The organism is Pseudomonas sp. UTLPPB19802 (assembly GCF_059730225.1).
In genome coordinates this window covers 6123790-6145789 of the sequence record NZ_AP048545.1, presented here as the reverse complement: position 1 = coordinate 6145789, position 22000 = coordinate 6123790, and the positions used below count along the sequence as shown (strand labels likewise).

Below are 22000 nucleotides of genomic sequence, written 5' to 3'. Positions count from 1 at the left end.
CTCCTGACACTGTTCCCTCGTAGGAGCCGGCTTGCTGGCGATTGCGATCCTACGGTCAACCTCTCTGTTGCTGATGCACCGCTATCGCCAGCCAGCCGGCTCCCACAGGAATCGTGGGAGGGCCGGGTGTGGTATCAGCGCTGGTGCACCAGGTTCCCCGCCGCATAGGTCTGCAGTACCGTGCGGTCGTCCCCCAGGGTCATCAACACGAACAGTTTCTCGGCGATATCACGCGCCTGCTGCAGGCGATAGCTCAGCAGCGGCGTGGCATGGTAGTCGAGCACCACGAAGTCGGCATCGCTGCCCGGTTGCAGGTCGCCGATCCGCTGCTCCAGGCGTAACGCCCGCGCACCGCCCAGGGTTGCCAGGTACAGCGACTTGAACGGGCTCAACCGTGCGCCCTGCAACTGCATCACCTTGTAGGCCTCGTTCAGCGTGTGCAGGATCGAGAAGCTGGTGCCAGCGCCGACATCCGTACCGATCCCGACATTGAGCTTGTGCTTCTCGGCCATCGGCAGGTTGAACAGGCCGCTGCCAAGGAAGAAGTTCGAGGTCGGGCAGAACGCCACGGCTGAGCCGGTCTCGGCCAGCCGCGCGCACTCGTCGTCGCACAGGTGTACGCCATGGGCGAACACCGAGCGCTCACCCAGCAGTTGGTAATGGTCATAGACGTCCAGGTAGCCCTTGCGCTCCGGGAACAGCTCCTTGACCCACTCGATTTCCTGCAGGTTCTCGCTGATGTGGGTCTGCATGTACAGATCCGGATACTCGCCCAACAACTGGCCGGCCAGGGTCAACTGCTCCGGGGTCGAGGTCGGCGCGAAGCGTGGGGTCACCGCGTAGTGCAGGCGGCCCTTGCCGTGCCAGCGTTCGATCAGCGCCTTGCTCTCGGTGTAGCTCGATTCGGCGGTGTCGGTCAGGTAGTCCGGGGCATTGCGGTCCATCATCACCTTGCCGGCGATCATCCGCAGATCGAGCTTCTGTGCCGCTTCGAAAAACGCCTCGACCGATTCCGGATGGACGCTGGCGAACACCAGCGCGGTAGTGGTGCCGTTGCGCAGCAGTTCCTTGATGAAGATATCCGCAACCTGGGCCGCATGGGTCTGGTCGGCGAACTGGCTTTCGCAGGGGAAGGTGTAGGTGTTAAGCCAGTCGAGCAGTTGTTCGCCATAGGCGCCGACCATGCCGGTTTGCGGCAGGTGGATATGGGTGTCGATGAAACCGGGGGTGATCAGCGCGTCGGGGTAGTGGTTCACCTCGACATCGGTCGCCAGGCTTGGCAGCAATTCGCTGGCGTGGCCGATGGCGCTGATCTTGCCGTCTTCGACCACCAGCAGGCCATCCTCGAAGTATTCGTAGGAGGCTTCGATGCCGACCTCGGCCGGGTCGGCGAGGCTGTGCAGAAGGGCGGCGCGGTAGGCTTTACGGGTTGCAGGCATGGACTTTCTCAGTTCGTGGCTTGGCTGCGGCGCGAGGCCGGCAGCAGTTTGGCAATAGGTTCGGCGCTGGCGCTGTGCTGGCCGAAATTCGCGTTGTAGGTGGCGATAATTTCGCCGGCAATGGAGATGGCGATTTCCGCTGGCAGCTTGCCCTTGACCTCGGCCAGTCCCATCGGGCAGCGCATGCGTTGCAGCGCCGCATTGTCGAAACCGCGTTCGCGCAGGCGATGCTCGAACTTCACGCGCTTGGTCTTCGAGCCGATCAGGCCGAAGTAGGCGAAGTCGTTGCGCTTGAGCAGGGCGGCGGTGAGTTCGAGGTCGAGCGGATGGTTGTGGGTCATGATCACGCAATAGCAGCCGGCGGGCAGGCGGTCGATTTCTTCCAGCGGCTCGTCGCTGACGATCTTGCGCACGCCGTCAGGAATCAGCGGCGGAAACTCCTGCTCGCGAGAATCGATCCAGCGCACCCGGCAGGGCAGGCTGGCGAGCAAGGGTACCAGCGCACGGCCGACATGGCCCGCACCGAATACGGCGATTTCTGCCTGGACCTGACCCATCGGCTCGAACAGCAGTACCGTGGCGCCGCCGCAGCACTGGCCAAGGCTGGCGCCGAGGCTGAAGCGCTCCAGGCGGGTTTGCTGCTGGCCGCTGGCGAGCATGTCCCGGGCGATCTGCGTGGCCTTGTATTCCAGGTGGCCGCCGCCGATGGTGTCGAAGGTGCCGATGGCGCTGATGACCATCTTCGAGCCGGCGTTGCGCGGGGTCGAGCCTTGCTCTTCGATGATGGTCACCAGCACGCAGGGTTGGCCCTGGTTCTGCAGGTCGGCGAGGGCGCTGAGCCAGTAGTTCATGGGCACCTCCTGTCGGTCACTGTGGGAGCCAACTGGGTGGCGATTGCGATTTCACTTTCGGCACCGTTGTCGATTGACGCACCGCTGTCGCCACCAGGGCGGCTCCCGCAAAGGGACAGCCTGGCCTGGCGCATCTGCTCGCAGCCCCACAGCACCCGCTCGGGTGTCGCCGGTGCATCGATCCTTGGTTGCAGCCGATAGTCGGCGAGGCTCGCCACCGCGTCCTTCAGTGCACACCATACGGCAATCCCGAGCATGAACGGCGGCTCGCCCACGGCCTTGGAATGGAACACCGTGTCCTCCGGGTTCTTGCGGTTTTCCACCAGCTTCACCCGCAGGTCGCTCGGCATGTCGGCCACCGCCGGAATCTTGTAGCTGGCCGGGCCGTTGGTCATCAGCTTGCCCTTGGCGTTCCACACCAATTCCTCCATGGTCAGCCAGCCCATGCCCTGGATGAAGCCACCCTCGACCTGGCCGATGTCGATGGCCGGGTTCAGCGAGGCACCGACGTCATGCAGGATGTCGGTGCGTAGCATCTTGTACTCGCCGGTCAGGGTATCGACGATCACCTCGGCGCAGGCCGCGCCATAGGCGTAGTAGTAGAAAGGCCGGCCACGGGCCTGGCTGCGGTCGTAGTAGATCTTCGGGGTCTTGTAGAAACCGGTGCTGGACAGCGACACCTGGGCAAAATAGGCCTGCTGGATCAGCGCCTCGAAGGTCAGAATCTGGTCGCGGACCCGCACATGGCCGTTGTGGAATTCGACATCCTCTTCGCTGACCTTGTACTGCCGCGAGGCAAATTCCACCAGCCGCTGCTTGATGATTTCGGCGGCATTCTGCGCCGCCTTGCCGTTCAGGTCGGCACCGCTGGAGGCTGCGGTGGGCGAAGTGTTCGGTACCTTGTCGGTGTTGGTCGCGGTGATCTGCACCCGCTCGATCTCCACCTGGAACACCTCGGCCACCACCTGGGCGACCTTGGTATTCAGGCCCTGGCCCATCTCCGTGCCGCCGTGGTTCAGGTGGATACTGCCGTCGGTGTACACGTGCACCAGCGCGCCGGCCTGATTGAGGAAGCTGGCAGTGAAGGAGATACCGAACTTCACCGGGGTCAGCGCCAAGCCCTTTTTCAGGATCGGGCTGTGGGCGTTGTAGCGGCGAATGGTGTCCCGCCGCTCGGCGTACTGACTGCTGGCTTCCAGCTCGGCGGTCATCTCCTCAAGCATGTTGTGCTCGACGGTCTGGTAGTAGTGGGTGACGTTACGCTCGGTCTTGCCGTAGTAATTGGCCTTGCGCACCGCCAACGGGTCGAGGCCGAGGTGGCGGGCGATGTTGTCCATCACCTCCTCGATGGCGACCATTCCCTGCGGGCCGCCGAAGCCGCGGTAGGCGGTGTTCGACGCGGTGTGGGTCTTGCAGCGGTGGCCGTTGACTGTCGCATCGCCGAGGTAATAGGCGTTGTCGGCATGGAACATCGCCCGGTCGACGATCGATGCCGAAAGGTCCGGTGAGCAGCCGCAGTTGCCGGCCAGTTCGAGGTTGATCCCGTGCAGTCGGCCACGGCTGTCGAAGCCGACGTCGTACTCGATGTAGAAGGGGTGGCGCTTGCCGGTCATCAACATGTCTTCGACCCGGGGCAGGCGCATCTTGGTCGGTTGCCCGGTCAGGCGTGCGACCACCGCGCACAGGCACGCCGGACTGGCCGCCTGGGTTTCCTTGCCGCCGAAGCCGCCACCCATGCGGCGCATGTCGACCACCACCTTGTTCATCGGTACGTCGAGCACTTCGGCCACCAGCTTCTGCACTTCGGTGGGGTTCTGGGTCGAGCAGTAGACGATCATCCCGCCATCCTCGGTGGGCATTACCGAGGAGATCTGGGTTTCCAGGTAGAAGTGTTCCTGGCCGCCGATATGCAGGCTGCCCTGTATCCGGTGTTCAGCGCTGGCCAGGGCAGCGGCCGAGTCCCCACGCCGGTGGGTGTGGCTGTCGAGGACGAAGTGGCGCTTGCGCAGCGCCTCGACCACATCCAGCACCGGTTCCAGATCCTCGTATTCGATGATGGCGGCCATGGCCGCCTGGCGAGCGGTTTCCATGTCCCGCGCGGCGACGGCGAGTACCGGCTGGCCGACGAACTCGACCTTGTCGATCGCCAGCAGCGGGTCGCCCGGCAGCAGTGGGCCGATGTCCTTGAGACCGGGAATGTCCTCGTGGGTGATGGCGATGCGCACGCCGTCGAAGGCGTAGCAGGGCGTGGTGTCGACCCGCAGGATTCGCGCATGGGCACGGTCGGACAGCCGCGCATACACATGCAGCTGGTTGGGGAATTCCAGGCGGTCGTCGATATACACCGCCTCGCCGGCGACATGCTTGTCGGCGCTCTCGTGCTTGACGCTGCGGCCGACACCGGTGTTCAAGTCCCTGGAGAACAGCTCGGCAAGCTCGGCCTCGGTTTTTTCCGCCACAGGATGATTAGACATAAGCAGTCACCCGAGTCTCGATATACGGCGTTTGCAGTTCGATAAAGTATTTGCGCAGCAGATTCTGTGCGCTGAGCAGGCGGTATTCCTTGCTGGCGCGGAAGTCCGACAGCGGGGTGAAATCCTCGGCCAGGACAGCGCAGGCGCGCTCGACGCTGGCCTGGTTCCAGGGCTGGCCGACCAGTGCGGCTTCGCAGGCTCGGGCCCGTTTCGGGATCGCCGCCATGCCGCCAAAGGCGATCCGCGCCTCGGCCACCATGCCGTTGTCGATTCGCAGGTTGAACGCGGCGCACACCGCGGAAATGTCGTCATCCAGCCGCTTGGACACCTTATAGGCGCGGAACTGCCAATCGGCGCTGGCCCTTGGCACGATGACCTTCTCGATGAATTCGCTGTCCTGGCGTGCGGTCACCCGGTAGTCGATGAAATAGTCTTCCAATGCCAGGGTGCGGCTTTCGGTTCCCTTGCGCAGTACCAGTTGTGTGTTCAGCGCAATCAGCAGGGGAGGGGAGTCGCCGATGGGCGAGGCGTTGCCGATGTTGCCGCCCAGGGTGCCCTGGTTGCGGATCTGCAGCGAGGCGAAGCGCTGCAGCAGTTCGCCGAAATCCGGGTACTCGTCCGCAAGCGTGGCATGACAATCGGACAGCGGCACGGCCGCGCCGATTTCCAGGCGGTCGTCGAAACGCTCGATACGCTTGAGTTCGGCAACCTGGCCGACATGGATCATCACCGGCAGCGGGCGATGGAACTGGGTGACCTCCAGAGCCAGGTCGGTACCGCCGGCCAGCAGCCGGGCCTGTGGATAGGATTCGTACAGCTCGGCCAGGTCGGCGACGGTCAGGGGTACCAGGCAGCGCTTGTCGCCGCTATTCAGCTCGCCGGTTTCTTGGGGGGCGATGGCTTTCAGGCGGGCGATGGTCTGCGCTTCGCGGGCGTCGAACTGGTCGGTGGGCCTGTTGCAGCAGGCCTGCTCGGCGGCGGCGAGGATTGGTCGGTAGCCGGTGCAGCGGCACAGGTTGCCGGCCAGGGCCTCGTGAGCCTGGTGGTGGTCCGGCGCGTGGCTGTTCTTCTGCAGGGCGAACAGCGACATGACAAAGCCCGGTGTGCAGAAGCCGCACTGCGAACCATGGCAGTCGACCATGGCCTGTTGCACGCTATGCAACTGGCCCTGATGCTTGAGGTCCTCGACGCTGATCAGTTGCTTGCCGTGCAGCGTTGCAACGAAGGTCAGGCAGGAGTTGAGGCTGCGATAGCGAATGCGCTCGGTGCCGGTTTCATCGATGTGCAGCTCGCCGACCACCACGGTGCAGGCACCGCAGTCGCCACTGGCGCAGCCTTCCTTGGTGCCGGGGCGGCCGAGGTGTTCACGCAGGTAATTGAGCACCGTCAGGTTCGGGTCCAGGGTGTGCTCGCTACGGAGTTCCTGGTTGAGAAGAAACTGGATCACGGATGGCCTCGCAGACTCATTATTATTGTTGACCGTTGAGGCAGAATCTATTGCTGTCTGACTTCCGGGTCAACAAATATCTGACCTATAGGTCAGGTTTTTTGCTCGCTTGGGAAACTCATGATTTCAGGCAAGCCTGGATGGGCCATTCGCGCGTCAGCCCACTCCCACGGGGTGGGCTGACGCCAGTGGGCGCGCGCTTGCTCGCGAATAGGCCATCCCCGCCGCTCCTTCCAAAAGTCTAGTCGCAGATCAAAAGCGCATTTCGTGCCAAATTCCGGCCACTTGGCCCTGCGCCATCACGCACCAAGTGCGCTACACTGCGCCGCTTGCACCGACCATCGATTTTTGAAGGAAAACCATGACGTTCAAGGCGCCGGACAGCCTCGCCGAGCAGATTGCTCACCACCTCGCCGAGCGCATCATTCGCGGTGAACTCAAGCCCGGAGAGCGCATCCAGGAACAGAAGGTCACGCTGGCACTCAATGTCAGCCGTGGTTCCGTGCGCGAAGCCTTGCTGATTCTCGAACGTCGCCATCTGATCGCCATTTTGCCGCGGCGGGGCGCCCATGTGACCGAGCTGACCGCCCACAAGGTGCAGAGCCTGTGCACCCTGATGAGCGAGCTGTATATCCTGCTTGGCAACGCCGTGGCCCAGCGCTGGCAGGTGCAGGCCGACCTCGCGCCGTTCCTGCAGTTGCAGCAGCGCCTGAGCGACAGCTACGAGCGCCAGGACATCCGCAACTTCGTCGAAGACAGCTTCAACGTGATGCGCGCCGCGTATCCGTTTGCCGACAACCCGTACCTGCAGGAAACCGTCGAGAACCTCCAGCCGGCCATGAGCCGCGCCTATTACCTGGCGCTGGAGCGGCGCAAGGCGGAAATGAGCGAATACCTGGACTTGTTCGCCCGACTGCTGGCGGCGGTGCTGGCCCGCGACCTGCCGCTGATCCGTTCGGTCCTGGCCAGCTACGCCCAGCGCAGTTGTGACATTGTGCTGTCTGCCCTGGCGGTCGACTAAACGTGCGGCTCAAGTGCATCAAGTTGGCGGGGTTCAAGTCCTTCGTCGACCCGACCACGGTGACCTTCCCCAGTAACATGGCGGCAGTGGTCGGCCCCAACGGCTGCGGCAAGTCGAACATCATCGACGCCGTACGCTGGGTGATGGGCGAGAGCTCGGCGAAGAACCTGCGCGGCGAGTCGATGACCGACGTCATCTTCAACGGCTCCACCAGCCGCAAGCCGGTCAGCCAGGCGAGTATCGAACTGGTGTTCGACAACTCCGACGGCACCCTGGTGGGCGAGTACGCGGCCTACGCGGAGATCTCCATTCGCCGCAAGGTGACCCGCGATAGCCAGAACAGCTACTTCCTCAACGGCACCAAGTGCCGACGCAAGGACATCACCGACATCTTCCTCGGCACCGGCCTGGGGCCGCGCAGCTACTCGATCATCGAGCAGGGGATGATCTCCAAGCTGATCGAGGCCAAGCCGGAAGACCTGCGCAACTTCATCGAGGAAGCCGCAGGTATCTCCAAGTACAAGGAGCGTCGGCGCGAAACGGAAAACCGTATCCGCCGTACCCACGAGAACCTGGCGCGCCTGACCGACCTGCGTGAAGAACTCGAGCGCCAGCTCGAACGCCTGCACCGCCAGGCCCAGGCCGCCGAGAAATACCAGGAATACAAGGCCGAGGAGCGCCAGCTCAAGGCCCAGCTGTCGGCCCTGCGTTGGCAGGCGCTGAACGATCAGGTCGGCCAGCGCGAGTCGGTCATCGGCAACCAGGAAATCAGCTTTGAAGCACTGGTGGCCGAACAGCGCAACGCTGATGCCAGCATCGAGCGCCTGCGTGACGGCCACCATGAGCTGTCGGAGCGCTTCAACCAGGTGCAGGGGCGCTTCTACTCGGTCGGTGGCGACATTGCCCGGGTCGAGCAGAGCATCCAGCACGGTCAGCAGCGCCTGCGCCAGTTGCAGGACGACTTGCGCGAAGCCGAACGTGCACGGCTGGAAACCGAGTCGCACCTGGGGCACGACCGCACCTTGCTGGCGACCCTTGGCGAAGAGCTGGCAATGCTCGAACCCGAGCAGGAACTGACCAACGCTGCCGCCGAAGAAGCCGCTGCCGCGCTGGAAGACTCCGAGACCACCATGCACGGTTGGCAGGAGCAGTGGGACGGGTTCAACCTGAGTTCCTCCGAACCGCGACGCCAGGCGGAAGTCCAGCAGTCGCGTATCCAGCAACTGGAAGCGAGCATGGAGCGTTTGGCCGAGCGCCAGCGGCGCCTGGCCGACGAGCGCGCCTTGCTTGCTGCAGACCCGGAAGACGAGGCGATCCTCGAACTCACCGAGCAATTGGCCGAGAGCGAACAGACCCTGGAAGACCTGCAGGCCAGCGAAGAGGGTCAGGTCGAACGCCTGGAACAGCTGCGCCAAGACCTGCACAAGGCTACCCAGGAGCAGCAACAGGCCCAGGGCGACCTGCAACGGCTGGTTGGCCGTCTCGCCTCGCTGGAGGCCTTGCAGCAGGCAGCGCTTGATCCCGGTACGGGCACCGCCGAGTGGCTGCGCGAACAGAACCTGGCCGAGCGGCCACGGCTGGCGCAAGGCTTGAAGGTACAGCCCGGTTGGGAACTGGCGGTGGAAACCGTGCTCGGGGCCGACCTGCAGGCGGTACTGGTGGACAACTTCGCCGGCTTCGACCTGGGCGGCTTCCAGCAGGGTGACTTGCGCCTGCTCACGCCAATGGCGCAAGGCACGCGGATTGCCGGCAGCCTGCTGGAAAAGGTTGAAGCCGATATCGACCTGTCGCCCTGGCTGGGCCAGGTCAAGCCGGTCGGCAGCCTGGAACAGGCGTTGGCCCAGCGTGGGCAGTTGGCGGTCGGCGAGAGCCTGATCAGTCGCGACGGTTACTGGGTCGGACGGCACTTCCTGCGGGTGCGGCGCGCCAGCGAAGCCGAAAGCGGCGTGCTGGCCCGTGGGCAGGAAATCGAGCAACTGCAGCTCGATCGCGAAACGCTGGAAGAAACCCTGGCGACGCTCGAAACCCAATTGCAAACCCTGCGCGCCACCCAGCGCCAGCAGGAAACCGGTCGTGAACACCTGCGTCGGCTGCTGCAGGACGAAGCCCGCCAGCAAGGCGAGCTGAAAGCCAAGCTGTCCGCCGCCAAGGCCAAGGTCGAGCAACTGCAACTGCGCCGTACCCGGCTCGATGAGGAAGTCGAGGAACTGGCCGCGCAGCGCGCCCAGGAACATGAAGACATCGGCGAGGCCCGTCTGCAACTGCAGGAAGCGCTCGACGCAATGGCGGTGGATGCCGAGCAGCGTGAGCTGCTGCTGGCCCAGCGTGACAGCCTGCGCGAACGCCTGGACCGGGTGCGCCAGGAAGCCCGCCAGCACAAGGACCACGCCCACCAGTTGGCGGTGCGCCTGGGCTCGCTGAAAGCCCAGCACGATTCCACTCGCCAGGCCCTTGAGCGCCTGGAGCTGCAATCCGAGCGCCTGACGGAAAAGCGCGAGCAGTTGAGCCTGAACCTGGAGGAGGGCGAAGCCCCACTCGAGGAACTGCGCCTAAAACTCGAAGAGTTGCTCGACAAGCGCATGAGCGTCGATGTCGAGCTGAAGACCGCGCAGATCGCCCTCGAAGATGCCGACCGCGAATTGCGCGACGCCGAGAAGCGCCGCAGCCAGGCCGAGCAGCAGGCCCAACTGATTCGTGGCCAGCTCGAACAGCAGCGAATGGAATGGCAGGCCCTCACGGTACGCCGCAAGGCCCTGCAGGACCAGTTGCTGGAAGACGGCTACGACCTGCACGGGGTACTCGCCACCCTGGTGGCCGGGGCCAGCGAGAAGGACGCCGAGGAAGAACTTGAACGCATCGCCGGACGCATCCAGCGCCTGGGCGCGATCAACCTCGCTGCGATCGACGAATATCGGCAACAATCCGAGCGTAAACGTTATCTGGATGCGCAGGACGCCGACCTGGTCGAAGCCCTGGAGACCCTGGAAAACGTCATCCGCAAGATCGACAAGGAAACCCGCAATCGCTTCAAGGACACGTTCGACCAGGTCAACGGTGGCCTGCAAGCATTGTTTCCAAAAGTGTTTGGCGGCGGCAGTGCCTATCTGGACCTCACCGGTGACGACTTGCTCGATACCGGCGTGACCATCATGGCCCGGCCTCCGGGGAAAAAGAACAGCACCATTCACTTGTTGTCCGGCGGTGAAAAGGCACTGACGGCCCTGGCCCTGGTGTTCTCCATCTTCAAGTTGAACCCGGCGCCATTCTGTATGCTCGACGAAGTTGACGCTCCGCTGGATGACGCTAACGTTGGACGTTATGCCCGACTGGTGAAGGAAATGTCCGAGTCGGTGCAATTCATCTATATCACCCACAACAAGATCGCCATGGAAATGGCCGATCAACTGATGGGTGTCACCATGCACGAACCCGGCTGTTCGCGGCTGGTGGCGGTGGATGTCGAGGAAGCGATGGCCATGGTCGACGCCTGATTCGGCGACGGGCGAGGGCGACCGATTCAGGGCGCAAGGTGCTTTCCTCAGACCTTGCGGGAACTAGCACCGCTCATTGGGGACTTATTAATGCATACCCTGTACGACAGACGGTGTAAAGTTACCTTTGGTCGTGTTAATTTAATGTCCAATTTTCTTGTGCGTGGGAAAAAATGCCTGTCAGAACATAGAGTTGGCACCACGCTTTAAAGGGTTTTCCGCCCTTTCTTCATAGAACCATTATTTTAGAGGCACGGGATTACATGGAAATCGGTCTGCGCGAGTGGCTGATCGTCATCGGCATCATTGTCATCGCCGGTATTCTTTTTGATGGCTGGCGCCGCATGCGCGGTGGCAAGGGCAAGCTCAAGTTCCGTCTGGACCGCAGTTTTTCGAACCTGCCGGATGACGACACCAATGCCGAACTGCTCGGCCCCTCCCGCGTGCTGGAAACCCAGAAGGAGCCTGAGCTCGATGAGCACGATTTGCCATCGGTGAGCATGCCGGCGCGCGAGCCGCGGGAAAAACCTTCCAAGCGCGGCAAGCGAGCGAGCGAGCCTGCCCAGGGTGACCTGAACCTGAATCTCGATCTGGAAGAGGAAGGCCCGAGTTTCAGCAGCCGTGATGACGATTTCATCGACGACCACAAGCCGGCCGCGCGCCAGGACAAGGACCGTCATGACAAGGATCAGCCGGCTGCCGAAGAGGTACTGGTGATCAGCGTCATCAGCCGCGACCCGAATGGCTTCAAGGGCCCGGCCCTGTTGCAGAACATCCTCGAAAGCGGTCTGCGTTTCGGCGAGATGGACATCTTCCACCGCCACGAAAGCATGGCCGGCAACGGCGAGGTCCTGTTCTCCATGGCCAACGCAGTGAAACCGGGTGTGTTCGACCTCGACGACATCGATCACTTCAGCACTCCGGCGGTGAGCTTCTTCCTTGGCCTGCCAGGCCCGCGTTATCCGAAGCAGGCTTTCGACGTGATGGTGGCTGCGGCGCGCAAGTTGTCCCAGGAACTCAACGGTGAACTCAAGGACGACCAGCGCAGCGTGCTGACCGCCCAGACCATCGAACACTACCGCCAGCGCATCGTCGAATTCGAACGTCGCGCGCTGACCCAGAAGCGCTGATCTATTGGGCAGGCTTGCTGGCCTCTTCGCGGGCAAGCCCTGCTCCTACAGTTCCCTGTCGAACTTCAGTCTTGTGGTCAGCCCTTATCCTGTAGGAACCGGGCTTGCCCGCGAAGAGGCTCTCCACCTCGCCGCCGAAACCGCACTAACATATTGAGCAGCCCCGGCTGCTCTTTTGCTTTTTGAGAGACCCCCATGACCGCCGCCCAGACCCGTATTCTAGAGCTGCGTGCTGAACTGGATCAGCACAATTACCGCTACCACGTCCTCGACGAACCAAGCATCCCGGACGCCGAATACGATCGGTTGTACCACGAGCTCAAGGCCCTGGAAGCCGAGCATCCGGAACTGGTCACTGCCGACTCGCCGACCCAGCGCGTCGGAGGCACGGCGCTGACGGCATTCACCCAGGTCCGTCATGAAATCCCGATGCTGAGCCTGGGCAACGCCTTCGAAGAAGTCGACATGCGCGAGTTCGATCGCCGCGTCAACGAAGGCCTGGACCTGCCGGTCGGTGACCTGTTCGGTGGCGGCGCCGCGGTCGAATACAGCTGTGAACCGAAACTCGATGGCCTGGCGGTCAGCCTGCTGTACCAGGATGGCCTGCTGGTCCGCGGCGCCACCCGTGGCGACGGCACCACTGGCGAGGACATCAGTGTCAACGTGCGTACCGTGCGCAACATTCCCCTCAAGCTGCAAGGCTCTGGCTGGCCGGCGATCCTCGAAGTGCGCGGCGAAGTGTTCATGTCCAAGGCCGGCTTCGAGCGCCTCAACGCCGCGCAGGCGGAGATAGGTGGCAAGACCTTCGCCAACCCGCGCAACGCCGCAGCGGGCAGCCTGCGCCAGCTCGACTCGAAGATCACCGCCAGCCGCCCGCTGGAGTTCTGCTGCTACGGCCTGGGCCAGGTCTCGCAGGACATCGCCGACAGCCACATCGGTAACCTGCAGCAGCTCCAGGCCTGGGGTATGCCCATCAGCCACGAGCTGAAACTGGCCAAGGGCATCGATGACTGCCTGGACTACTATCGCGCCATCGGCGAGCGCCGCAACGCGCTGCCCTATGAAATCGACGGCGTGGTGTTCAAGGTCAACAGCCTGGCTTCCCAGCGTGAGCTGGGTTTCCGCGCCCGTGAACCGCGCTGGGCAATTGCCCACAAATTCCCGGCGATGGAAGAAGTTACCGAACTGCTCGACGTGGAATTTCAGGTCGGCCGTACCGGCGCGGTCACCCCGGTGGCTCGCCTGAAACCGGTCAAGGTCGCCGGCGTCACCGTGTCCAACGCCACCTTGCACAACATGGACGAAGTGGCGCGCCTGGGCCTGATGATCGGCGATACCGTGGTCATCCGCCGGGCCGGCGACGTGATCCCGCAAGTCGTCCAGGTGGTCACCGAACGTCGCCCGGAACACGCCCGCGCGGTACAGATTCCCGAGAGCTGCCCGGTGTGCGGCTCCCATGTCGAGCGCACCCAACTGATCAAGCGCAGCAAGGGCCGCGAAACCATCAGCGAAGGCGCGGTGTACCGCTGCGTTGGTCGCCTGGCGTGCGGCGCGCAGCTCAAGCAGGCGATCATCCACTTCGTCTCCCGCCGGGCGATGGACATCGAAGGCCTCGGCGACAAGACCATCGAGCAATTGGTGGATGAAAAGCTGATTGCCTCGCCGGCCGACCTGTACACCCTCAAGCGCGAAGACATCGTCGACCTTGAAGGCTTCGCCGAACTGTCGACCAGCAACCTGCTGCAAGCCATCGCCGACAGCAAGCAACCGAGCCTGGCGCGCTTCATCTACGCATTGGGCATCCCCGATGTGGGCGAGGAGACCGCCAAGGTCCTGGCGCGCTCCCTGGGCTCGCTGGAGCGGGTGATGCAGGCCTTGCCATCGGTGCTGACCTACCTGCCGGACATCGGCCTGGAAGTGGCCCATGAGATCCACAGCTTTTTCGAGGACGAACACAACCGCACGGTGATCAGCCAACTGCTCGAACGCGGCCTGGTGCTGCAGGACCAGGGCGAGCTGGGTGCCGAATTCGCGGCCAGCACCACCCTGGGTGGGCTGATTGCCAAGCTGGATATCAGCTCGGTAGGGCCGACGGCGGCGGAGAAACTGGCGGCCAAGTTCGGTTCGGTGGAAGGGATCATCAACGCCGACTGGCTTGACCTGCGCCAGGCATTGAATGAAAAGCCGGCGAAGGCCGTGCGGGAGTTCTTCGACGTGCCGGGCAATGCCGAACGGGCGCTGGCGATCGAGGTGCAACTGCGTGATTTCGGCATGCATTGGCAGAGCGAGAAGAAGACCGTCGAAGGCCTGCCGTTGACGGGCCAGACCTGGGTGCTGACCGGCTCGCTGGAGCTGATGAGTCGCGACGTGGCCAAGGACAAACTGGAAAGCCTGGGTGCCAAGGTCGCCGGCTCCGTCTCGGCCAAGACCCACTGTGTGGTGGCAGGCCCAGGTGCGGGCTCAAAACTGGCCAAGGCCAACGAACTGGGCCTCAAGGTGCTGGATGAGGAGGCTTTCGTCGCCTTCCTGAAAACCCACAACATCGAGGTCTGACGTCCACTCGGATATAGCGGTGAACCCTTGTGGGAGCCGGCTTGCTGGCGATTGCGATCTACCTGTGGACCGACATGTGTCTCAGCGGACTGCACTCGCCAGCAAGCCGGCTCTTCCAGATCTCGCGATATGCCCAATTCTGTAGCAGCCCCCACTTTGTGGCGAGGGGGCTTGCCCCCGTTGGCGCGCGCAGCGGGCCTAAAGCAGCCCAAACCTCTCATCCCCCGCCGGCCAACGCGCCGTCGTCCACCTGGTCGACCTGGCCCAGGTCGATGTCGACGACCTCCTGGATGCCAAACAAGTAACTACCTGACCCCGGCGGTAGGCTTCATGACTGTGAGCAGGGCTTGGGCTCATGTGCGGGCAAGTCGGATCGCCGCACCGCCTACTCCGGCAGAATCGCGTCGTACACCTCCTTGCGCGCGCCGCCGTCCTGTAGGAGCGTGGCTTGCCCGCGAATAGGCCGCCAGCCTAGACCCAACCGATGAAGTCTCCCACCGCCCGGCAGCGCTCTTCCTGTGCGCCCCAGCAGACAAGTACTTGACCCTCATCGAATTTTTATCACCACCTAGCGGTTGTAACTTCTCGTTATCTAGGTACAATGGCGCGGCTCGCTGCCAGGCGAGTGTTGTTATGGTGACCCCATCGGTCCCCCCGCAACGATTACCCGTTAACCTGGTCAGGCCCGGAAGGGAGCAGCCACAGCGGGAACATTGTGTGCCGGGGTGTGGCTGGTGGGGTTGCCTCCATGATCCCTATCCCCTGCATAATCCTCCCCACACTCGATTCAAACGCTGCATTGGCGCTTGTGTCTCGGGTAGATACGTTCCTTTAACTTCATCAACGACTGTTAGCCTATCTTCAAGATTTCAACGATGCGTTAGCTAGGCTATGTACGAAATCGCTTGAAACTTGGTTATGCGGCGTTAAAAAGCTGCTCGGAATGCTCATTGACAACCAGTCAACTGCGCTTCCTCGCCGCTTTTTGCCTTGCCTAACCTGCGTTTCAAACAATTTCGTACACAGCCTAGGCCTGCGCAGGGAAACGACATGCTGAAAGTGGTGAAAATCCGAAGCGCTGATGTTTATCGCGATGGCGGTTCGTATGGCTTCTGCTTCGACGCCGATGACGGAAATCAATACGAGTTTTTTCTGAAAACCGCTGCATTTGAACCCTCTCTAACGAAAAGCCATCATTCGCCTGTCATCTACCTTGGGGATGTGAGCGACAAGCAAATCGTACGGGGGCTTTCATGGGAGGAGGCGGATGTTTTTATCGCTTCCCTTCAGTACGAGAACTCAAGCTTCACTGAGCTAGTGGCTATTGTGAAAGGTCATGGGAAGTTTCCCCCGCAATAAGTCAATCACGCAGCGAGCGCAGTCTATATCCCCGCTACTTCCGTCCTTCAGCATATCGATTTCGACCAGCGAAAATCACCGCTCCCATGACCATGACGAAAGTCCCGGATGCTCGGTTCCGGTGTTGTCCGGTTTGCGACTGCTGCGCAGTCGAGCGTGGGCAAGCCCACTCGCCACGGGGACTACGGCAGCCGGCTCCTGGTAGCTTCGTCAACCACGATTTCGCTCTTCCCACCGTTTGGGGTACTAATCGTGAATGCAGTGGAGTAACGATACCCACCAGTATTCAGATTCAACTCTTCGCCATTGCTCGTGTATTTTCCAGTCTGGATGGCTACCACTGATTGAAGCCAGTCAGAGATGTAGTAGTTGTTGTTCAAGGTGGATGTCGAAGGGGTATTGTTGAAGGTGAATACCTGATTCTTCGAACAGCTGTATTTATACAGTTTTCCAGGTAGTCCCGGAATATATCGGCTGGCATCGAACTGGCCTTGGAACTTACAGTCCAGAAGATCCTTGCTGTAACCTGTGCCGTTGATCGCTATGGTTTTTTCCACGTAGTAGGTAAAGTCAGACGACGGCATATTGCCTTTCGTCTTCAAATTCAGTTTGGTGATCTTGACGTTAGGATCGGTAGTGTAGCTATCCAGCCCATAAAACATGGATACCGATTTGTGCGAGTACTGTGGAAGGTCCTGTGAGTCCGTGGGTTTTGGCGGCCAGGAGACGACATAGGTTTTACCGTTTTGCCAGGATGTGATCGTGGTGCCGATGATCCTGTGCTGATCATCGGCTCCCGCCAGTGGATCGTACTCGTACTGTTCCTTGAGCGCCGGGTTATCCACAGGTACGTCAGCAGGCCAGGTGCGGAGTTTCTTCATCTCGGCGAAGGCCAGGCCTTGCACGCTCACGAGGGCGAGGGCCGTGCCCAGGACGAAAGCGGATTTTTTCAACGACTGCGGGCACATACTTCACACCGTTCGATGGTAAAGGAGGAGGCGGAGATAGGTTTCAGGCTGGCACTATGTTCGATCGCGCTTCGGCTATTCGAAAGCACGGTGAAATAAGGCGTGTTGTCAATGAAATAGCTGACTTTTGAACAGCTTGCTTCAGACGAACTGACCTTGAAATCGACCCCGGTCTTGAGCTTTTTCACAATCTGGATGCTGGCCTTGCAGATATCCACCGTCTTCGAACAATCGCAGTTCGAGTTGCCGGCAGTCGGGGTGTCCTCTTCAGTTTGCGCGCGACTTTTCCAATCCTGGGTGTCCTGGGAGGCATTGCTGATCAACTGGCTCGCGTTGATGATCGCCGCCTGGCGCTGCTGCTCCTCTTGCTGCAACCGAACGCGATCTTCCGCCTGGCGTCGATAAGCCTCTTGCAGCGCCTGATCACGTTGGCGTTCCTGCTCGGCATTCTGCTCTGACTGCTGGTCGAGCAGGTCGCCGATGGCTCCCACTGCATTGATGATCTGCGTGGTCTGTTCGGCGCTGATCTTCGGCGTGGCACGTTTGGGTGCGGTTGTTGTACCGGTCGAGCCGTTGTCGCACCAGGTGGCTTTGCCTGAGCTGGTTACCAGGCATTCTGCCTGCGCAGGCAGGCTCAGACAGGCCAAGGCGCTGATTGCTATCAGCCAGGTCGGCAAGTAAACGATTTTCATATGGCACCCGTTTTCTAATGGGCGGATCATCGCACCAACCTTTCTTTTCGAGTAGTGGCTATTTAGTGTCATCGGTCGGAAAGGACACTGGCGGATTCTCATCAATATTTGACGTTCAGTTTTCCCGTTTTTATTACTCAGAAACTTGTTCCGGGAATATCCGTTTTTATTTTGGCGCCATTATCTGGACTGGGCGGGCAATCTGTTTAAATCGGTGCTTCAGTTTTTACGCGCTGAACGCTCACCAGCACACCACACTCTCATGCCGCTCCTTAAGCCAACTCGCCGCCTGGTGAGTCGAGTCCGAGAGGACGGCAATTTGCCCGCGCCCAGGGCCATGCCGGTGACCAGGGCAACATCGTATTGGGGCAGGTCATGAAACGAGCCATCGACCGGAATCTATGAAAACGGGACGTATGAAAACGGACGGATATATTTTCGTGTTTCGATTTTAGTATTGGCTGTGGCTCTTCCAAGTAGTGTTTGTGCTCGCGGTAGTGGCTTTGGTGGGCGTGCGTCCTCCCACTACGACCGCTCAACATGAAGATTACGACGAGAGAACAGCAAAGCTCCTGTGACCATGACAAAAGTTTTCCACATGATCAGCACGTCGCTATGAGGCAGCCAGGCAGTTGGGTGCAGAATGCTGAGCAATCCTATCAGCGCCGATACGATGCCAAGCCATTTGCGCCATTGAGGTGGTTTTACCCATAGATCAACCACGTACGCTAACACGAACATCAACGCGATCTGCTCCGGGGGGACGAGCATGACGGACTTCAACTTTTGATTATCAAAGTGATGGACGAGTGCTGTGGCCCGATACCCCCTTGGACCTTGGCGTCCAGAGCTATCAGCACATCACCTGCGTGATAGCGTGGGAGGCGACTGGCAACGAAAGCGGCAGTTCCTGCATTCGCTGGCAGGGCTACCAATGGGTGTGTCATTTTTCCGATTGCGAAGCCGACTGTTCCGGAAATCACACCGGTGACCGTCCAGCGCTGATCGTTCAGTGCATCGCCTTGATCCCGGTTCAAAGGCTTTGAAATGGCGACCGACATTACGCAAGGTAGGTGCCTGCCCTGCATGCGGTCGTACAGCTCTTTCACTTTCTCGACAATCTGATAGTTGTGCCGCCTCACGGCCGCAAAATGGAGCGTATTGAGCTGTTGACGGTTGTCCTCCCTGACTGTGAATTCGCTGATGTCGAAGATCACGCCGCGATGAGCGACGATCCTGTACGTCCTGTCGATTTGCATTGAAGGCCTCACTTCCCAGTTGCTCGGTTCATGAGCAGGACTTGAAAGTTGCCTCGATATCGACTTGATCGGGACTAGATATCGCCTCGCAATGTCGTCTGAATTGTCCGGAATGTCTTGGGAAAAGAGTGACGAGAAACAATGTATAAAGAGGTCGAACTCGAGCCAGTAGGCCGATTAGCATCCTGAGGAAAGCCGCCGATCAAGGCGGCTTTCACGTTTCTGGTTTTAAGGTGACGCTGTTTCTGCGGTTTCGGCGTAACCCGGTTCACGACGGCTACGCCGCCGAGCGTGGGCAAGCCCACTCGCCACAGGAGGGCGCGCGCGATCTGGGTGTTTAACGCCCACTCGCCCAGCGCTTGTAATCCGCCGGCGTCATCCCCGTCAGTTGGATAAAAGCCCGGCGAAACGAAGTTTCGTCGTTGTAACCACACTTGAGGGCTACTTGCTTGACGCTGGCCCCCGGCGTTTCCAGCAGCACGCAGGCCGTTTCGATGCGCACGCGGGTAATGAACGTCTTGGGCGATTCGTTGCTCAACTCCTTGAGGCGCCGGTGCAGGGTCCTGTCGCTTAGGTTCAAGGCGCTGGCCAAGCCTTCGGCGGTGATTCCCGGATGGCCATGACGGATGATCTGTTCCGCCTGCAGCAGCAACGGGTCGGCTGCGTTGATAAAACCACGGGGTGCATAGACTGCCTGGGGCAGTGGCAGGCTGTCGGCGACCGAAACATCGGCTGCCAACTTGGCCACCGCAGGGCCCGCCTGGCGGCGGATGACGTGCAGGGCCAGGTCGACCCAGGACAGCGGGCCGCCGGTGGTGATGATGCCATCCTGTTCTTCGACCGCCGTGCCCCACACGGTCCGGGCCTTGGGGAAACGTTGCTTGAACACGTGGTGCAGCCACCAGGTGGTGGTGCAGCGACGGCCGTCGAGCAGCCCCGCTTCACCCAGCACGAAGGTGCCGGCACAGGCTGCGCCCACCAGTACACCGTTGTCATGCCGCTCCTTGAGCCAGCCCGCCGCCTGGCGAATCGAGTCCGAGAGCGGCGGCAACTTGTCCGCGCCCAAGGCCATGCCGGTGACCAGGGCGACATCGCACTTGGCCGAGTCATTAAACGAGCCTTCCACCGGAATCAGGCGGCCTTGGGCATCGCGCAGCGCCTGGCCATCCGCGCTGATGATGGTGGTCTGGAATTCTATCCGGCCTGGGCCCGGCGGGCTCGGCAGCATTCCTTCTGGCGGGGTGCGCAGGGCCTGGTTGGTGATCCAGAACAGGTCGGCCAGCCCGGTAATCGCCGACAGCAGGCTGCCTTCTACCGCGACAATCGCAATGCGCATGGAAAGGTGGCTCGGTGAGAATATTGGGTTTGGCGAGTTTTGCATGAAACATGGCTTGTTTGCCATCTGATGCCAGTGCGGGGGGCTCTATAGACTTTGCCCCATCAGCAGATCAGGGCCACTTGGCATGAATTCATTCGCTCGCTCGCATCACGCCGCAGGAGTTTCTGCCTTCAGATGGTTGGGGCGTTTGGCCGCCGCCATCGGGCTGGTGACGCTCTTTGGCAGCGCACAGGCTGCTCCCGTTCCGGTGGGGCTGCGCAATATCGTGCTGGTACACGGGGCCTTTACCGATGGTTCCAGTTGGGCGCCGGTCATCACCCGTTTGCAGGCCATGGGGTACCACGTGACGGCGGTACAGAACCCGCTGACCTCGTTGGCCGATGACGTCAGTGCCACCGAGCGGGTGTTGCGCCGGCAGAAGGGCGACGTGCTATTGGTGGGGCACTCCTGGGCTGGTGCGGTGATCACCCAGGCGGGCAACGATGCCCAGGTCAAGGGCCTGGTCTATCTCAGTGCGCTGGTGCCCGACAGCGGCGAGTCGGTGGTGGATCTGCTGGCGGCGCTCAACGTTCCGATGGACGGCCTGGCGCCGGATGCCCAGGGCCTGGTCTGGCTGGACGATCCCCGGGTGTTTCATCAGATGATGGCCGCGGATCTGCCCATGGCGCAGGTACGGGCGCTGGCCGCGATCCAGCAGCCCATCGCGGCGGCCAGCTTTTCCGAAAAGATCCGCCATGCGGCTTGGCACGACAAACCCAGTTGGTATTTGCAGACCGAGCGCGACCAAGCGCTGCAGCCTGCAGTGCAAAAGGCGATCGCCCGGCGCATGGAGGCGAGGGTCACGTCGATCGATTCCAGCCACCTGTCATTGCTGTCTCATCCCGATGAGGTGGCCATGTTGATAGAACGAGCGGCCAGGGAAGCCAGCAAGCCCGGAAACAGCCTTTTTCAGTAAGTCATCAGCCATTGAGCGCGAGGTTTGAATGAACATTCTGCACATCGATTCCAGCATCCTGGGCGGTGGTTCCGTGACTCGGGACCTGTCTGCCGCCGTTGTTGCACAACTGAGTGCCCGCCATCCCGGGGCCAAGGTGACATACCGCGACCTGGCCGAAAATGAAATCCGCCATCTGAGCGGTGACATCGCCGCAGGGTTCCGCCAGCCTGGAGGCGGGGAGTGGGATGAGGCCACGGTGCGCGAGCACCAGGTTTCCGAAACGCTGGTGACCGAGTTTCTGCACAGCGATCTGCTGGTGATCGGTGCGCCCATGTACAACTTCTCGGTATCGAGTCAGTTGAAAGCCTGGCTGGATCGCATCGCGCAAGTGGGGCGGACCTTCAAGTACACCGAAAAGGGACCGGTCGGCCTGTCGGCGGGCAAGCGTGTGATCGTCGTCTCGGCGCGTGGCGGCTTCTACGCCCAGAGTCCTTTCGCCCACATGGACTTCCAGGAGAACTACCTCAAGGCATTCTTCGGTTTCCTGGGGACTGGCGATGTGCAGTTTGTCAGGGCCGAAGGCGCGTCGAAAGGCGAGCAGGTGCGGCAACAGGGTATCGAACAGGCCAGGGCCGCGATTGCCGATGTGCTGAATGACGGGGCGGTTTCTGCCTGAGTCCACACGATAATGAGGATTGCCCCATGATATTTGCCATTACGCTGAGCTATATCCGCCCTCTGGATCAGGTCAAGGTTCATCTGGAGGCCCACAAGGCGTGGCTGGTCCGGCATATCCAGGCGGGCACCGTCCTGTTTGCCGGACCCCTTGAACAACAGGGCGGCGGGTTTATCCTGGCGCAGGGCGAGCATCTCGCCGATATCCAGGACATGCTGGCCGAAGATCCGTTCGCGGTTCACCAATTGGTGACGTTCAATATCGGGTGCTGTGAGCCGGCGATCCGCTCCAGTGACTTTCCAGAGCGCTGGGCGCCGGGGGCCAAGTCGATCTAGATCGCCGCCCGCAACGCCTTTGGCGACAA

At 61.4% G+C, this 22000-nt stretch carries 17 protein-coding genes and 1 other RNA gene; 9 read left to right on the top strand and 9 right to left on the bottom strand.

Annotation, left to right across the window (positions count from 1 at the left end; genetic code table 11):
• Window positions 1–134: 134 nt before the first annotated feature.
• The 4 genes from guaD to xdhA are packed head-to-tail and all read right to left on the bottom strand — an operon-like array spanning window position 135 to window position 6211.
• Window positions 135–1439: a guanine deaminase gene (guaD, locus tag AC6I6U_RS26590; RefSeq protein ID WP_497878964.1), complete on the bottom strand. Its 1305-nt coding sequence runs from the start codon at window positions 1437–1439 to the stop codon at window positions 135–137.
• A gap of 8 nt (window positions 1440–1447) precedes the next feature.
• Window positions 1448–2290, bottom strand: coding sequence for a xanthine dehydrogenase accessory protein XdhC (gene xdhC, locus AC6I6U_RS26585; RefSeq protein ID WP_497878963.1), 843 nt, complete (start codon window positions 2288–2290; stop codon window positions 1448–1450).
• Window positions 2287–4764, bottom strand: a complete 2478-nt coding sequence (gene xdhB, locus AC6I6U_RS26580) for a xanthine dehydrogenase molybdopterin binding subunit (protein WP_497878962.1) — start codon at window positions 4762–4764, stop codon at window positions 2287–2289. The genes xdhC and xdhB overlap by 4 nt, the downstream gene beginning before the upstream one ends.
• Entirely contained in the window at window positions 4757–6211 is a 1455-nt protein-coding gene (xdhA, locus tag AC6I6U_RS26575) for a xanthine dehydrogenase small subunit (RefSeq protein WP_497878961.1), read from the bottom strand. Before xdhA ends, xdhB begins: the two co-directional genes overlap by 8 nt.
• 361 nt (window positions 6212–6572) lie before the next feature.
• Between xdhA and AC6I6U_RS26570 the strand changes: the two genes are divergently transcribed.
• From AC6I6U_RS26570 to AC6I6U_RS26545, 6 genes are all read left to right on the top strand, one after another.
• On the top strand, window positions 6573–7232 hold the full coding sequence (locus tag AC6I6U_RS26570) for a GntR family transcriptional regulator (protein ID WP_497878960.1): 660 nt from the start codon (window positions 6573–6575) through the stop codon (window positions 7230–7232).
• A 2-nt stretch (window positions 7233–7234) separates the two neighbouring features.
• Entirely contained in the window at window positions 7235–10723 is a 3489-nt protein-coding gene (gene smc, locus AC6I6U_RS26565; RefSeq protein WP_497878959.1) for a chromosome segregation protein SMC, read from the top strand.
• A 263-nt stretch (window positions 10724–10986) separates the two neighbouring features.
• Window positions 10987–11853: a cell division protein ZipA gene (zipA, locus tag AC6I6U_RS26560; RefSeq protein WP_497878958.1), complete on the top strand. Its 867-nt coding sequence runs from the start codon at window positions 10987–10989 to the stop codon at window positions 11851–11853.
• Window positions 11854–12048: 195 nt separating this feature from the next.
• A complete protein-coding gene (ligA, locus tag AC6I6U_RS26555) occupies window positions 12049–14406 on the top strand; it encodes an NAD-dependent DNA ligase LigA (protein WP_497878957.1) in 2358 nt (785 codons plus the stop codon).
• A gap of 643 nt (window positions 14407–15049) precedes the next feature.
• Window positions 15050–15146, top strand: an RNA gene (gene ffs / locus AC6I6U_RS26550) — signal recognition particle sRNA small type.
• Window positions 15147–15456: 310 nt separating this feature from the next.
• Window positions 15457–15765: a hypothetical protein gene (locus AC6I6U_RS26545; protein ID WP_497878956.1), complete on the top strand. Its 309-nt coding sequence runs from the start codon at window positions 15457–15459 to the stop codon at window positions 15763–15765.
• Window positions 15766–15947: 182 nt separating this feature from the next.
• Here the strand turns inward: AC6I6U_RS26545 and AC6I6U_RS26540 are convergent, their stop codons facing one another.
• The 5 genes from AC6I6U_RS26540 to AC6I6U_RS26520 all read right to left on the bottom strand — a co-directional run bounded on the left by AC6I6U_RS26540 (window position 15948) and on the right by AC6I6U_RS26520 (window position 20020).
• On the bottom strand, window positions 15948–16733 hold the full coding sequence (locus tag AC6I6U_RS26540) for a hypothetical protein (protein ID WP_497878955.1): 786 nt from the start codon (window positions 16731–16733) through the stop codon (window positions 15948–15950).
• Entirely contained in the window at window positions 16715–17425 is a 711-nt protein-coding gene (locus AC6I6U_RS26535; protein WP_497878954.1) for a hypothetical protein, read from the bottom strand. The genes AC6I6U_RS26540 and AC6I6U_RS26535 overlap by 19 nt, the downstream gene beginning before the upstream one ends.
• Before the next feature lie 525 nt (window positions 17426–17950).
• Window positions 17951–18196: a hypothetical protein gene (locus tag AC6I6U_RS26530; RefSeq protein ID WP_497878953.1), complete on the bottom strand. Its 246-nt coding sequence runs from the start codon at window positions 18194–18196 to the stop codon at window positions 17951–17953.
• 8 nt (window positions 18197–18204) lie between these two features.
• On the bottom strand, window positions 18205–18684 hold the full coding sequence (locus AC6I6U_RS26525) for a hypothetical protein (protein ID WP_497878952.1): 480 nt from the start codon (window positions 18682–18684) through the stop codon (window positions 18205–18207).
• A 337-nt stretch (window positions 18685–19021) separates the two neighbouring features.
• Entirely contained in the window at window positions 19022–20020 is a 999-nt protein-coding gene (locus AC6I6U_RS26520; protein ID WP_497878951.1) for a GlxA family transcriptional regulator, read from the bottom strand.
• Window positions 20021–20210: 190 nt separating this feature from the next.
• Here AC6I6U_RS26520 and AC6I6U_RS26515 point away from each other — a divergent pair, with 190 nt between their 5' ends.
• From AC6I6U_RS26515 to AC6I6U_RS26505, 3 genes are read left to right on the top strand one after another with little or no spacing between them, the layout of a single operon-like run.
• The gene (locus AC6I6U_RS26515; protein ID WP_497878950.1) at window positions 20211–20978 is read left to right on the top strand and encodes an alpha/beta fold hydrolase; all 768 of its coding nucleotides are present in this window, start codon (window positions 20211–20213) and stop codon (window positions 20976–20978) included.
• 28 nt (window positions 20979–21006) lie between these two features.
• Entirely contained in the window at window positions 21007–21636 is a 630-nt protein-coding gene (locus AC6I6U_RS26510) for an FMN-dependent NADH-azoreductase (RefSeq protein WP_497878949.1), read from the top strand.
• A 26-nt stretch (window positions 21637–21662) separates the two neighbouring features.
• The gene (locus AC6I6U_RS26505; RefSeq protein WP_497878948.1) at window positions 21663–21971 is read left to right on the top strand and encodes a YciI family protein; all 309 of its coding nucleotides are present in this window, start codon (window positions 21663–21665) and stop codon (window positions 21969–21971) included.
• Window positions 21972–22000 lie beyond the last annotated feature (29 nt).

Bases quoted from the DNA above. Each gene is read 5' to 3' on its own strand.
- guaD (WP_497878964.1), bottom strand. From the start codon at position 1,439: ATGCCTGCAACCCGTAAAGCCTACCGCGCCGCCCTTCTGCACAGCCTC.
- xdhC (WP_497878963.1), bottom strand. From the start codon at position 2,290: ATGAACTACTGGCTCAGCGCCCTCGCCGACCTGCAGAACCAGGGCCAA.
- xdhB (WP_497878962.1), bottom strand. From the start codon at position 4,764: ATGTCTAATCATCCTGTGGCGGAAAAAACCGAGGCCGAGCTTGCCGAG.
- AC6I6U_RS26570 (WP_497878960.1), top strand. From the start codon at position 6,573: ATGACGTTCAAGGCGCCGGACAGCCTCGCCGAGCAGATTGCTCACCAC.
- zipA (WP_497878958.1), top strand. From the start codon at position 10,987: ATGGAAATCGGTCTGCGCGAGTGGCTGATCGTCATCGGCATCATTGTC.
- ligA (WP_497878957.1), top strand. From the start codon at position 12,049: ATGACCGCCGCCCAGACCCGTATTCTAGAGCTGCGTGCTGAACTGGAT.
- AC6I6U_RS26545 (WP_497878956.1), top strand. From the start codon at position 15,457: ATGCTGAAAGTGGTGAAAATCCGAAGCGCTGATGTTTATCGCGATGGC.
- AC6I6U_RS26540 (WP_497878955.1), bottom strand. From the start codon at position 16,733: ATGTGCCCGCAGTCGTTGAAAAAATCCGCTTTCGTCCTGGGCACGGCC.
- AC6I6U_RS26535 (WP_497878954.1), bottom strand. From the start codon at position 17,425: ATGAAAATCGTTTACTTGCCGACCTGGCTGATAGCAATCAGCGCCTTG.
- AC6I6U_RS26530 (WP_497878953.1), bottom strand. From the start codon at position 18,196: ATGCTCGTCCCCCCGGAGCAGATCGCGTTGATGTTCGTGTTAGCGTAC.
- AC6I6U_RS26525 (WP_497878952.1), bottom strand. From the start codon at position 18,684: ATGCAAATCGACAGGACGTACAGGATCGTCGCTCATCGCGGCGTGATC.
- AC6I6U_RS26520 (WP_497878951.1), bottom strand. From the start codon at position 20,020: ATGCGCATTGCGATTGTCGCGGTAGAAGGCAGCCTGCTGTCGGCGATT.
- AC6I6U_RS26510 (WP_497878949.1), top strand. From the start codon at position 21,007: ATGAACATTCTGCACATCGATTCCAGCATCCTGGGCGGTGGTTCCGTG.
- AC6I6U_RS26505 (WP_497878948.1), top strand. From the start codon at position 21,663: ATGATATTTGCCATTACGCTGAGCTATATCCGCCCTCTGGATCAGGTC.